At 67.1% G+C, this 12,524-nt stretch carries 10 protein-coding genes; 3 read left to right on the top strand and 7 right to left on the bottom strand.

Annotated features, from left to right (window positions below):
- Positions 1-37: 37 nt before the first annotated feature.
- The 3 genes from ACYVD5_RS01640 to ACYVD5_RS01630 all read right to left on the bottom strand — a co-directional run bounded on the left by ACYVD5_RS01640 (position 38) and on the right by ACYVD5_RS01630 (position 2,133).
- The gene (locus ACYVD5_RS01640; protein ID WP_460999042.1) at positions 38-466 is read right to left on the bottom strand and encodes a plasmid replication, integration and excision activator; all 429 of its coding nucleotides are present in this window, start codon (positions 464-466) and stop codon (positions 38-40) included.
- A 150-nt stretch (positions 467-616) separates the two neighbouring features.
- Positions 617-1,828 (bottom strand): helix-turn-helix domain-containing protein, encoded by a 1,212-nt coding sequence (locus ACYVD5_RS01635; protein ID WP_460999041.1) that lies wholly within the window; start codon positions 1,826-1,828, stop codon positions 617-619.
- Positions 1,825-2,133 carry a putative quinol monooxygenase gene (locus ACYVD5_RS01630; RefSeq protein WP_460999040.1) on the bottom strand — a complete coding sequence of 103 codons (309 nt, stop codon included), beginning with the start codon at positions 2,131-2,133 and terminating at the stop codon, positions 1,825-1,827. Before ACYVD5_RS01630 ends, ACYVD5_RS01635 begins: the two co-directional genes overlap by 4 nt.
- 156 nt (positions 2,134-2,289) lie before the next feature.
- Between ACYVD5_RS01630 and ACYVD5_RS01625 the strand changes: the two genes are divergently transcribed.
- On the top strand, positions 2,290-2,709 hold the full coding sequence (locus ACYVD5_RS01625) for an ATP-binding protein (RefSeq protein WP_460999039.1): 420 nt from the start codon (positions 2,290-2,292) through the stop codon (positions 2,707-2,709).
- Between the two features lie 101 nt (positions 2,710-2,810).
- On the opposite strand, the gene ACYVD5_RS01620 is transcribed toward ACYVD5_RS01625, so the two are convergent.
- Entirely contained in the window at positions 2,811-5,075 is a 2,265-nt protein-coding gene (locus ACYVD5_RS01620) for a hypothetical protein (protein ID WP_460999038.1), read from the bottom strand.
- Between the two features lie 640 nt (positions 5,076-5,715).
- Complete coding sequence (locus ACYVD5_RS01615; protein WP_460999037.1) at positions 5,716-6,144, bottom strand: hypothetical protein; 429 nt, start codon at positions 6,142-6,144, stop codon at positions 5,716-5,718.
- A 273-nt stretch (positions 6,145-6,417) separates the two neighbouring features.
- Here ACYVD5_RS01615 and ACYVD5_RS01610 point away from each other — a divergent pair, with 273 nt between their 5' ends.
- A complete protein-coding gene (locus ACYVD5_RS01610; RefSeq protein WP_460999036.1) occupies positions 6,418-7,359 on the top strand; it encodes a polysaccharide lyase in 942 nt (313 codons plus the stop codon).
- A 320-nt stretch (positions 7,360-7,679) separates the two neighbouring features.
- Positions 7,680-7,919, top strand: coding sequence for a hypothetical protein (locus tag ACYVD5_RS01605; RefSeq protein WP_460999035.1), 240 nt, complete (start codon positions 7,680-7,682; stop codon positions 7,917-7,919).
- Between the two features lie 48 nt (positions 7,920-7,967).
- Here ACYVD5_RS01605 and ACYVD5_RS01600 read toward each other — a convergent pair whose 3' ends face one another.
- Both ACYVD5_RS01600 and ACYVD5_RS01595 read right to left on the bottom strand, forming a co-directional pair.
- Complete coding sequence (locus ACYVD5_RS01600) at positions 7,968-8,804, bottom strand: SAM-dependent methyltransferase (protein ID WP_460999034.1); 837 nt, start codon at positions 8,802-8,804, stop codon at positions 7,968-7,970.
- A gap of 2,781 nt (positions 8,805-11,585) precedes the next feature.
- Positions 11,586-12,506 (bottom strand): MinD/ParA family ATP-binding protein, encoded by a 921-nt coding sequence (locus ACYVD5_RS01595; protein WP_460999033.1) that lies wholly within the window; start codon positions 12,504-12,506, stop codon positions 11,586-11,588.
- Positions 12,507-12,524 lie beyond the last annotated feature (18 nt).

Genomic DNA, 12,524 nt, shown 5'->3' with positions numbered 1-12,524 from the left:
GGCGCACCAGGCCGCCCCGTTTACGTCTCCGGCGTTGTCAGGCCGCATCCTTGGCGCCCGCACCGGAGGCGGCACCGGCGGGTGCCTTGCGCGAGGCCGAGCCGCCGGGGGTTTTCACATCCCGAGCGCGCAGCGAGTAGGCCACGCGGGGACGGCGCCCGGAGTCGTCCACGTAGGGCACGACCGTCATCGCCTCGAACTCGATCGGCCGAAACGGCAGCCCCGGCACCTCGTCGGGCAGGGTCGGGCAGTGCTCGGCGGCCACCTTCACCTTCACGCTCTTGGCCTTGCCGCGGGCTTCGGGATCGGCGTCGATCACATCCACCGCCCACAGCGGAAGCCCGGTGTTCTTGTCGAGCTGGGGCCGCTTGGTCTCGAAATCGGTGATCGGCTCCACTCCCAGCGCGTAAGCACCGTGCGGGAACACCGTCCCGAACTCCGCCGGCAGACCACCCTGAATCGCCATGCTTGCACCTCTCTACGGCCCGGTGACCGGGGCCGGACATACGAAAGCGTGTGGGCCATCGCCCCTTCCAGAACAGGAAGGCCATCGCGATAACCCACACGCTAACCCGTACTTTTAGTTTTGTCTAGTACTTCAAGTGTTAGTTGGTACTTAGAGTGCGCCCGCCCGTCTGGCCAGCCCTTGCAGGGCAGGTCCCGGGGGATCTTGGATGGTGAGAAGGTCACCGAGCGTCTGCCGTACCAGCGGATGGCTGCGCACCTGCTCAGGCGTGATCTGCTCGGCCCGCTCCAGAGCCGAGACGGCCGAATCCGCACTGCGCCGCTGAAGGTGGGCACGCGCCACATCGATGAGGAACCGCCCCTGCCGCTCCGACGACAGCCCCGAGGTATCGACCCCGTCAGCGGCCCGCAAGGCCACCCCGGCATCTCCGAGTTCTACGGCGACCGCGACTTCGTGCAGGGACACGTTGGTCGGCCCGAACTCGGTGTTGTAGTCGTTGCGGTCACCGCCCAGGCGTTCAGCCACCGAGCGAGCCTGCGCAATGTGCCGGTAGGCGGTGGTCGCCTCGTTGCGCCGAGCGGCACCGACAGCGCGTTGCAGGGTCAGTGCCCCGAAGAGCGACATGGCTTCGCGGTCGCCCTGGTCGGCCAAAGGCGAGAGAGCTTCGCAGGAAGTGCCGGCGGTCGCTTCCACCTGTTCGTAGTAACTCGCACCTTGGAAGGTCAGGCACAGCCGAAACTCACCCGCGGCCATCAGCAAGGGCTCATCCGCCCGTTCGGCCGCCGTGATCGCCCGATCAGCCGCGATCCAGGCTGCCTCGTACTCGCCCAGTTTGGTCAGCGCCGAGGAGCATGACTGATAGGTGGCGTTGAGCAGCCGGAACAAGGGGATGCGTTCACCGTTGGGGACCGAACGCGCCGCGGCCTCCAACTCGGGCACGAGAGCCTCTAGGAGTTCCGTCAACTCCACGTACCGGCTCGAATGGGTCAGGTCCCATGCGTCGTCCACCTGTTGGCGCAACCCATCCACATCGGGACTGACACCTCCGCCGGTGCCGAGGATGGCGCTTAGCGCGTGAGCACGGCTCAGAACCAGGCGGAGGCGACTACTACCGGGCGCCTCTTCGGCGGACGCGGCGACGATCGGCGACTCAGCGGCCAGCTCCGAGAGCGGCACTTCCAGGACGTCGGCGACGGCTTCCAGCACCGACATGCGATCGATACGGCGCACGCCCCGCTCGACCTGGGAGACCCAGGCTTCCGAGCGGTCGACGAGGCCGGCGAACTCCCGTTGCGAGAGCCCGCGCCGCTTGCGGTGCTGGGCGATCTTGCGCCCGAGCGCCTTCTGATACTCGTTGCTCACCCGGTAACTCCCTTGGCGTCCTGCACCGTCAGGAAGTCCACCTCGACGGATGCGAGGTACTGGCCGCGTGCATCGAGGAACCGCTTCACGTGCGGTTGCTCCTCGTGACTGTCGAAGGCGTCCCGGTCGCGGTACAGCTCGTAGAAGTACCGCTCCAGCGGCTTGTCCTCCACTCGGTGCACCGCGTAGACGAGCGTGCCCGGTTCACTCTCGCGGATCTGCGGCAGCGTCTCCGCCACCAGGGCATCGAAGCCTGACCCGCTCTCCTCGTCCTTCAGCGTGAACCGCACCGCCAGTCCGAACATGGCGTCTCCTCACCTCACGTCGACATCACTAGTCGCACTAATTGTCTTCCAAACGTAGTGCAAGTACCAGGCACCTAATGTACGGTAGCCGTACTTATAGTACTAGTCATGCAGCTCATTGTCTTGTGATCTGCCGAACTCACCGAGGTGAGGCGTATGACCCTCCACCCCAACGACGCCGACCGCCCCCGAGTCGCCGCCTGCCGCTGGTTCCCCGGTTCAAGGTCATCCGTACGCGAGGTCCGCCGGTTCATCGCCAACCGCCTCCAGGACTGCCCCGCCACCGACGACGCCGTCCTTGTGGCTAGCGAACTCGCCACCAACGCCATCCAGCACACCGAGTCGGGCACCTGGACGACCGGCTTCCTCGTCATGCTTGAGCACACCGACGACGAGGGAGTCCTGATCACCGTCCACGACGCTGGCGCCACTACCTGCACGCCCTACATAGCCGAGTTCAACCCCGACACCGGGAACGGCCGCGGCCTGAGCCTGGTCAACGCCGTCGCCAAGAGCTGGGGAAGCCAAGGAGGACCGGCCGAGCGCATGACCTGGTGCAGCGTGCAGTGCCACTAGCGGATCCGTTGACGGCATCAGCACGGCGGCTCTAAAAAGGAAATGAGGACGTGCCTTCCACTGAAGAGCAGGCATATGTCAATAGATTAACCCGGCCGGTATCAATATAGGTGTCGAATTAAATCAACGGTTTTCTTGTGATTTGGATTCCTCAGTTCAATCTTGCCGGTCGAATTGGCATATAGTGTGGTGACATCCCATTCCATGCCTGGCCCCCGAGTCCAAGGCGTCAATCTGACGTCGAATCGCTGCTCTATCTGTCTATATGACCACTGAATTGACTCAAGCTGCTCAATAGGCTGCCGTATTCCGTGGTTAGAAACCAGATAGACTAATGTCCATGCATCTGGATGTTTGCGAACCTCCCACATGGTCGCCGATAGTGCACCGAAGGTGCGACTGTAACCTTTATAATCCTGCCAGCCAATAGGTCCATGGCCATAGGAAGAAAGAAATTCGTGCGCCCATTGCTTGGCCTGCTGCTTACTCAAGTTGGGGCTTGCTACCTTGCAAAGCAGACCTAGGCATACTCTACTCTTGCTGCTTGTAAGAATGAAAGCAAGATCGTTGTTGGTATCGTCATAAGTGGAATCGCGCTTCTTCCCGTATGTCGCCTGCAAATCCATAAGGTAGTACGGGCCGACATCCGACATTAGCGTCATTTTGTTAGTTGTTTCCATCAAACGCTCAATGAGTCCAGCTCTTCGAGCTAATGAGTGAATATCACGAAGTACAGGTATGAAACCGACTCCCGCGGACCCGCCTTCACTCAAAATCTTCATTGCGCACCGGTATCCAGCATCGGTATTCAATACGCTATCCGCGTCGTCGATACAGAATAGTATTCCAGGGCCTCGCCTTCCTAGTATTTCGTACCCTCCCACTGAATTTCTGGCATCAACTATGTCGGCTACCCTGAATAAGTTGGTCAGCGCCTCCTCATTGTTTGTGGCTATCCAGTCCGGCGGGCTTAGGGAATTGAATATTTCGCCGTACTCGCGAGAATCGCCGCAAGTTGACGGAATAATGAAAAACTTTCCCGACCTAAGCGCCTCATACATGATAACTGAGAGAGTATTGGTTTTGCCCTCGCCTTCGTTTCCGAGTACTAATCCGGATTTAACCCCAGTTTCGTCATGTAGTTTCCACGAGCAGTCTTCCCCGGTGATGAGGTCGCGGGCAATACTTATCGTTCCGTGTGCGGAGTCATAGGTCGGCGATTCAGGGATTCCTGGGTTTACCTCCTCTTCAGCTATGCTTCGCCGAGACTCCTCAATCTCACGCCGTACCGAAGAGGTCTCATCAACGACGTTAAAAAAATGACTTTTCGAAGGACGGTCGCGAAGAACGAATTCTGGTGGGCGCCGCACCTCCGGAGCTTCATCGCCAAATATTCTTAATTGGATATCGGCGCTCTCTGCGAGTGTTGAGAACATGTCGTGCCCTGATTGGTAAGCCCATCCCTCCAATCCCGATGTCTTAACTTCATGCTTTTCTTTATCAAAGTTCACCGTGCTGCGAGAAATGAAGTGGCTTCTTAGAAATTCCGGTTGCACGCGGGAGTAGAATCTAGCCAGGCCATACCAACCGTCAAGATGTACATTGGCTAGGCGGAAGCCAGTTTCTCGCATTTTCTGCATAGCCCCAGTTGGAGACTTTGCATTCCACTCAATAAGCATTTTATTGTAATGCGGTTGGAAGTGGGATATCAAAGCATGTTCGATTAAGTCCACGGATGTTTTTAGTACTCCGCCTTCCATTTGGGCAAAGTTCTTATAGTAGCCAGTAAAGCTGGGGCCGTCTTCGGTGTCATCTATATGATCGTCGCTACTCCAATTTCTCTTGTTCAAAATCAACGGAGAAACAAATATGTCCCAATCTTCTCCTGCATGATCCTCGTACACCATCTGTAGCTTCTCGTGATTGGTGGTTCTTTCCCAGGCATTGCTGGATCCGTCGCCAAATGCTTGGCCGATGTACATAACCTCATGTCCTGCAATGCCCTTATCGGCACCCGACATCAATGAGGCAAGTGCCCAGGCATCTCCATGGATCAAATCACCGTCTACTCGCAACGAGAAGTACGCGCCGTCGGGATGAACATCTACTGACTCGGCCCTCCCGAGTCCATTCAGGTCCACTCCCAGAGGAAGGCGCTCGGATTCTCCATCTCCCGAACGCAAAGAAATTACCAAAGTAAGTATGTTATCGCTTATGTCTACTGTTTCTTTGAAAATTCTTATAGAAGGCCGACGGGAGATTATGTACCAATGGCACCCCTGGAGGGCTTGGGCCAATTCAGGAGAAGAAAACTTCCGTTGAAATACATGGTGGACGCGCAAGCTATATCCGAGTGTTCCTGCCATGGATCCATTCTAGTGAATGTGTCGCAGTTTTCCAATCCTTTGTCTGGTTGGCTTGGATCTCTTGGTAATTAGTTCACGTCCTTTAGGAGGCTTTCCGGGTTGCCGAATTGGGCTGTATGAGATCAAGGCGACGGCGCTGCGCGCCGCCGTTCCCGGCTTGCCGTCCGCCGCTCGGGCTGCGGGCTGGCGCCCGGTCCCGAGCGCGCGGACGGCCGCCGGGCGCCGGAGCACCGCGCGCCGACTGAATCCCATCCGTCCCTTGCGGTCGCGCCGTCGCCGGACCACGACAGCCGGAGCGCCGACAGGTTCGCACCGGAAACCGCCCTATGATCGCTGGCGTTCTGGGTCCCGAGGCACTCGGTCGCGCGACCCTGTCTGTCTCGGGTTGCCGGCACCGGCGCGACCGAGCGCCTCGGACCGGAACCGTGGTTGCCCGCCCCGGGGGTTGTTGGAGGCGAGGGCAGGGTTGCCGAAAGAATGGTGGTGCGCGGTTCCTGCCCCCGGCCGGTTCGCGGCAGGTCAGGGGCTCAGGTCGCGTTGCACATTCATTGCACACGGGAGCGAGAAGGCCCCGGAAACGGTGGGAACCGGTGAGACGGGATCGCCAGGTCAGCACGGGTCCGTGCGGTATCCGTCGTGGTCAGGGCGAGGCCCGGAGATAACGATAGGTTAGGGGTTCGATTCCCCTCGTCGGCTTCAATAACTCCTGACCTCGCAGGTCAGGGCGGCAACCACAACGGTCGTCCAGCACCCGCCGGACGGCCGTTGCGCGTTTATTGCACATTGGTCGGGCAGCGCGCTTCCGTTCAGCCGACGTCACCTTGGCCAGCCGGTCCGGCCGGAGATGACCGCAGGTGTCCCGCGTGATGTTGGGCTTGCGGTGCCCGAGCATTGTTCGGGCGACTTGGTGGACGTCCGCACCGGCGAGATCCGCCGCCTTAACGGCTTTGTCGAAGTTGCGTGGACGCCGGTTGCGCAGCCGCAACGGCCCGCCGCGCGGAGCGGTGGCCGGCAGGTCGTCCGCTGAACGTTCGCCGACGAGTGCGCCCGGCTCGGCGACGTGTCTCACACCGGGAGATTGCGGTACTCGGTCTCTTGCGCCGCGACTCCCGCGATGCTTTCGTAACTCCGGTCAGCGAGTGCCGCACACATCCATGCCGGTTTTTCGGCGTGGATTCGGTACCCCCGCGCGGCCGTTCGCCCTCCGGCGCCCCCCGCGTCCGCACCGCCTGCGGCCGGCGGTTTGAGGAGGGCAAGGACGCGTCCTTCGCCGGAGCGTCGCGCCGGTCGGTCGGCCTGACCTGTCGATACCCCCCATCGGTCCAGAAGCGAGAAACCGACGATGATGAAGTCGAAGTCCCTGCTCCTCGGTGCCGCGGGCGTCGCCGTGCTGCTCGCACCGGCCGTGCTGTACCCGCGGTTCGCCGCGGAGCCCGCCCAGGAGCAGGCGCACGCCGTGGCGAACGCGGAGCAGGCGGAGGCGGAGGCGTACCAGGAGAACACGTTCGAGAGACCCGCCGCGGGCAACCCGTACACACTCGGCCAGTGGGGCGAGGACGGCTGGAGCGCGCCCTGGTCCCTCGGCATGGACGAGCGGACCCGGATCGACGGCTCCGCCCCGGCGCACAGCGGCGGTCAGTCGCTGCGGGTGCGCTACCCGGAGGGCGGGGTCGGGCCCGAGGAATCCGGGGCGCAGGCACCCTTCGCGCTGGAGGCGGCGCGCGAGTACTACGTGTCCATGTGGATCAGGTTCGCCGAGGACTTCAGCTGGGGCACCACCGAGTACGCCGGCAAGGTCGGTATCGGCCTCGCGGGCGGCGACTGGTGTTCCGGCGGCCAGACCTGCGACGGCACGAACGGCTTCAGTTCCCGGTTCATCTGGCGGCGTGCGGACGGCGAGGCGGCGCTGTACTACTACCACATGGACAAGGAGGGCACCTACGGCGACTACGTGTCGCTGGAGCGGAACGGCTCCGTCGTCCACTGGCCCAAGGGCGAGTGGGTGAACATCGTGCAGCGGGTCAAGGTCAATACCGTCACCGACGGGCGGGCCAACCCCGATGGCGAGATCGAGGTCTTCTACAACGGCCGGTCCGCCGCCGAGGTGACCGGTCTGCGCTTCGTCACCAACGGCGACCAGGTGGACACGGCCTACTTCGACAGCTTCGCCGGCGGCGCCACCGCGGAGTTCGCCCCCCGGAACGACAGCTACATCTGGTACGACGACATCAAGGTCTCCACCGACCCGGCGGACATCTGCGAGCTTGCCCAGAGCTGTTCGTGACCCGTCCGCCGGCGAGCCGGGCGATCCCGCGCACAGCGACGAGCGCCAAGTCCACATCCGGCCGAACCACCGCAAGCCGCGGTCGCCGTGCGAACCGGCGTCGACCCATCGCAGGTTCCCCGGGTTCCGGCTGTCGGCGCAGGCGACCGCCGCGGCAACCGGTTGGCGTGTCTCGCCGGCGGGTGCGTCCGGCTCGGCAGGCCGCCCATCGGATGGCGGGGCCGCGGCTCGCCCCGGGATTGCGTCTGGAGCCCGGCTCGTGTGGACTGGCCCGCTGGGGCGGCGGCAGGCGGCTCCCTCCGATCGGGCAAGGAGTTGCAGTGGCGAAAGGAACGGGCAACGCGAGCAACCGGCCAGGCGGATTCGTATTCGTCTGGCTGCTGCTCGGTACGGCTTTGCTGATCACCGGCTTTAGGCAACTGGCCGATCCCTCGTCGGACAGTTGGAGTATCTGGATGGCGTTCATCTCCTCCGGAGTCTTCCTGGTCATGGGCTCCGGAGAATGGATTAGAGGCCGTCGGAGCGCAGGCTCCTTCGGTGAGGACGGGTCCGCCTCGTAGCCGGACGGCACGCGGCCGCTATTGACCCATCCGGTGTGCGGGGCGGGATCAGCGGTGCTGTGGGAGCCGGGCGACCGCGGCGAGGACCCATGCTTGTTCTGGGGGGATGTAGGAGTCGGCGGCCGCGACGGTTGCCGGGCTGGTGCTCCAGTCGCTGACGTGGACGAGGCCGGGCGGGTCGACCACCTCCAGGCCGGTGAGAAAACGGGCGATTTCCGTCCGGGAGCGCATGCGCACGGGCGTATTGGTGGACGCGTAGAACCGTTCAAGAGCCGCTGCGCGGTCGGGAGCGGTGTCTCCTTCGCCGTGGCTGATTGCGACACACGAACCGGCGGGCAGCCGGTCCAGGTAGCGGCGCACCAGGCCACGCGGGTCCTTGTCATCGGGCACGAAGTGCAGGACCGCGACCAGGAGCAGCCCGACCGGACGGTTGAGGTCGATGCGGGCGGTCAGTTCCGGATGGTCGAAAATGGCGTCGGGCTCGCGCATGTCCGCTTCGATGACGCCTGTGATCTCGGCGCGCTCGGCTAGCAGCGCTTGTGCATGCACCCGCACCACCGGGTCGTGGTCGACATAGACGACCCGGGCGCCGGGCCGTTGGCTGCGCGCGACCTCGTGGACGGGATTCTCGGCGGGCAGCCCCGAGCCGATGTCCAGGAATTGGTCGATGCCCTGCCGGGCCATGTGGCCGACGGCGTTGCCGAGGAACCGCCGGTTGGCGCGCGCCATTTGCCTTACCTCGGGGACCTGCTGAGCGATCTTCTCGGCGAGTTCGCGGTCCACCGCATGGTTGTTCTTTCCGCCGAGATAATGGTCGTAGAGCCGGGCTGCGCTGGCCACGGTCGGGACACCGATGGCCCCTTCCGGACCGGAGTTGGCGCTCATCGGAGATGCGGCTCCCGTCGGTCGATTAGTCGGGGGGCCCAACATTCTGCCCGACGAATGCCGACCGCCGTACCCCTGCTACCGAAACGATCCGCGGCCGCTTCCGGCCCTTGCGTGGGCGGTACCGGACCGGGCCCGCGCGCACGTCCCGGGCGCTGACGGCCGTGCCGCGTTGGCCTGCATCGGCCCGCGTTGGATCGGCGGCCCGGCGCTACTTCGCGCCCGTCCGCGAACCCAGGTGGATCCGGCCGCGGGTGGCCTTGTAGAGCATCCTGGGCACCAGCGAAACCGGAATGCCCGGGAGTTCACGCAATTGGCGCTCGTAGGAGCCGGGCCGACCGGCCGGGCGCTGCGCCGGCTCGGCGGTCGTGTGACCGGTGCCTTCGAGGAAGGCCCGTGCCTCAGCCGATCCCGCAACCGCCGAAACCGTGTGTCCGGTGGCGCGGTCGGCCGGCGGCCCGGCGGTGTGCTCCGCGGTCGGCGCAGGCGGGCCATCCGGCCGATCCTGGTCCGTGCCGGCAGGTGCCGTGGCCGGGCCGGCGTTCGCAGCGCCAATGGCGGAGCCGCGGTCGGGGTCGGAGGCGTCTTGTCCGGTCGGTTGCCCGGTCGGCGGCGCAGGCGGTGGCGTCCATTGCCGCGCCGGCGCCGGGGGTTCCGCCGCGGGCTCTTGGCGGAAGGGCTCCTGCGGTCCTGACGGGGCGGTCGGCCGCGCCGGCGCGGCCGACCGGGGCGCTTCGGGCGCAGACGAGTCGGATCCGGCCGGCCGGGACGTGTCGCTGTGCTGCTGCTGGGCCGGTGCGGTCTGACCGGTGGGAGCCGCCGCCTGTGCACCGGTGGGCGGGTGGGCATCGGTAGGCCGGTACCCGGCGGCGGGCGGCGCGGAGCGGCGTGTCGGCGGTTGCCGACCGGAAGGGTTCGCGCCGCTCGGTGTGCGTGCCGGGTCCCGTTCAGCCGCGCTGCCGGGCTGCTGCGGTCCGCTTGCGGGCCGCGGGTCGGGCCGGTGTCCGGTACCAGCGGGCCCGGACCGCCGGGGGTCGGCCGCAGGCTGTGCGGCGGCGGAGCCCGCTGCCGCGCCGGGCTGTTGGGGGCCGGTTGCGGGTCGGGCGGTTGCCGGGCCGGGAGACTGGTGCGGGCCGGTCGGTTGTCGGCGGCTCGGCTCGGGGGGTGCTTCGCTGGGCTGCTGGTACCGCTGGGTCGGCCGGTGTGTGGAGCCGGGCCGGTCGGTGCCGGTGGGTTGGCCGGCGTCGCTTGGCTGCCGGTTGTCTGCCGGTGGTTCCGCGGTGCGGGGGTATCCGGGAGCGCCGGAGGGCGGCAGGGGGAAGGTCTGCTCGTCCGGCTTGGGCGCGCCGGCGGCTCCGGGTTGCTGGGGGCCGGTGGAGGGGCGTGCGGGGTGGGTGGTGTCCGCGGCTCCGGGCCGTTGCGGGCCGCTGGCGGAGTGGGGCGGCTGGGGCGGCGCCGTCGATTCGCGGCCCTGTTGTGGCGAGTCCGGGGTTCGGGGAGCTTCGCCCGGCCGTGGGCCGGTCGCCGGGGCTGTCTCGGCGGGTTGGCGGGGCCCGGCCCCGGCCCCGGTTGCGGGGTGTTGCGGGTGGGGTTGTGCTGTTGCGCGGGAGCGGTTCAGCGGGGTGGTCTGGTCTTCGGGGCGGGGATCGCCGGAGTCCGCGGGTGGGCGGTAGCCCTGGGAACCCGGACCGGATCCGGGCTGCGCAGACCGGGGCTGCGCGGGGCCGCCGGTCTGTTGCGGCGCGCTCGGCCGGTCGGCCGGTTGGCCCGGTCCGGACTGCGGCGGGTTGGTGTGCCGCTGCTGCGGACCGGTCCCCGGCGCCGCACCGGGTTGTCCGGGACCGGGTTGTCCGGCACCCGGCTCCGGCCCGGTTGCCGGGCGCTGGGAACGGGGTTGTGCTGTTGCGGAGGAGCGGTTCAGCGGAGTGGTCTGATCCTCGGGGCGGGGTTCGCCGGTCCCCGCGGGTCGGCGGTACCCCCGGTCCGCGGCCCCGGAACCAGCACCGGCCCCGGCCCCGGCCTCGACATCAGCGCCGGCTGCGGCCCGGCCCGGTCCGGGCTGGGCGGCGCCGCCGGGCCGGTGCCCCGGCTGCTGGGGGCCGGTGGCGGGTCGGCCTGCGCCGGGGTGCGCCGGTCCGCCGGACCCCCACCCGCCGGGCTGTGCCGCCGCTCCGGACCGCGGCGCGCCCGGCGGCGGCTGCACCGGCTGCACCGGCCGCACCGGCTGTTGCGGTTCCGCCGGCCGTTGCGGCCGGCGCTGTCCGGGCTGAGCCGGGTCTTCAGGACGGCGCGGACCGGCTCCCTGCTGCGGTCCGGTCGCCGGTCGCCCGGACGCCGCCGCATCGCCCGGTCCCGGCCGCGCCGCGCCGCCTGTTCCCGCCGCGCCACTCTCCGGCAGCCGGTACGGGTTGCCGTCCGCGGCCTCGTGCGCGGTGGTGCCGCGCACAGGGGCGGGATGTCCGGTGCGTTCCGGGTACAGCGGGGCCTGCCCGCCCGCCTGCCGTTGGCCAGGACGCCGATCGTCCTGCTCGTAGCGGGCATAGGGCGGCGGCGGTGCGTCGAAGTCCGCGTAGGGAGAGGCGCCGTCCTCGGTGCCCTCCGGCGTGTTCGGTGCCGGAGGCTGCTCTCGCGGTTCTTGCGGACCCTGCGGACCTTGCTGCGGCGGGCGGTCGGCCATGGTCGGGCACTCCCGGGCGTCGGGTCGAGCGCGGCGCTGTCACCGCATCTCGGCAATCATCGTCACACGGATCGGGCCGTCGGGCCCGTCCCGCGGCGCCGGCCTCACAGCGACCGGCGCAGGCATTCCGCGGCGATCCGGGTCGCCGTCGCGTGCGTGGCGGCGGAGATGCGCGCCGGATCGACGCGCGTCCCCTCGGCCAAATGCCGGTCGAAGCCGAGGCGGACCACCTCCGCCCCGCTCTGGCGCAGGATCGCCGCCGAAGCCCGGTAGTCGAATGCGGGGTCCTGCCCGCGCGACTGCTCGGTGAAAACGACGACGATGCGGCGCGGCATCGACTCGGCTCCGTTGGTGGTCATCCAGTCGAACGCGCGCCCGATGCTCGCCGCCCCCTCGCGAGTGGAGGGCACCACGAGCACGTGGGCGTGCGCGCTCGCCTGCGCGGCGCGGTTGAGCCCGTCGGACACCTCGGCTGCGCGGTCGACGACCGTCAGCCCGAAGAACCGTGTCAGCGGCAGCACCGCGCTTTGGTAGGCGCCCGCGTCGAGCCGCCCTTGCGACATGTCCTCCTGCAGCCCCGGCAGCACCCACAGCCCTTCGCCTGCCGGCGCCAGGCACTGCGCGACCTCGTCGAAGGAGTCGGACTCGATGGCGGCGCCGGACAGCCCCGGGGCGTCGGAGTGCGCCACGCCCAGGCGCGGTCCCAGCCCGCTGTTGCCGGGGCCCAGGTCCAGCGCCAGGACCCGGTCGTAGCGGAAGTGCGCGAAGACGAGTGCAAGCAGCGCCGACACCGTGCTCTCGGCCGCCCAGCCCTGCGGCCGGCTCACCACGATCCGCCGACCGGTGGTGACGGACCGCTGCAGTTCCCGCCCCAGCGAGATCGGTGCCAGCACGTCCTCCGGCGGCCGGAACGGCCGCGCGGCGCCCCGGCCCACCCGGCGCAGCAGCGAATCGCCGTGCCGTGCCGGGCGGCCGCCGGCCGAGCCCGCCGGTCCCGCCGAGCGGTGCGGCGCGCTGTCGTGCATCGTCTGGCCTCCGGGAAG

The sequence above is a fragment of the Streptomonospora sediminis genome (assembly GCF_054778995.1).
Note: the sequence above shows the minus strand (reverse complement) of the source record. Positions and strands in the feature narration are given on the sequence as shown.

Excerpts from the sequence above, each read along its gene's own strand:
- ACYVD5_RS01640 (WP_460999042.1), bottom strand. The coding sequence starts at position 466 with ATGGCGATTCAGGGTGGTCTGCCGGCGGAGTTCGGGACGGTGTTCCCG.
- ACYVD5_RS01630 (WP_460999040.1), bottom strand. The coding sequence starts at position 2,133 with ATGTTCGGACTGGCGGTGCGGTTCACGCTGAAGGACGAGGAGAGCGGG.
- ACYVD5_RS01625 (WP_460999039.1), top strand. The coding sequence starts at position 2,290 with ATGACCCTCCACCCCAACGACGCCGACCGCCCCCGAGTCGCCGCCTGC.
- ACYVD5_RS01620 (WP_460999038.1), bottom strand. The coding sequence starts at position 5,075 with ATGGCAGGAACACTCGGATATAGCTTGCGCGTCCACCATGTATTTCAA.
- ACYVD5_RS01610 (WP_460999036.1), top strand. The coding sequence starts at position 6,418 with ATGATGAAGTCGAAGTCCCTGCTCCTCGGTGCCGCGGGCGTCGCCGTG.
- ACYVD5_RS01600 (WP_460999034.1), bottom strand. The coding sequence starts at position 8,804 with ATGAGCGCCAACTCCGGTCCGGAAGGGGCCATCGGTGTCCCGACCGTG.
- ACYVD5_RS01595 (WP_460999033.1), bottom strand. The coding sequence starts at position 12,506 with ATGCACGACAGCGCGCCGCACCGCTCGGCGGGACCGGCGGGCTCGGCC.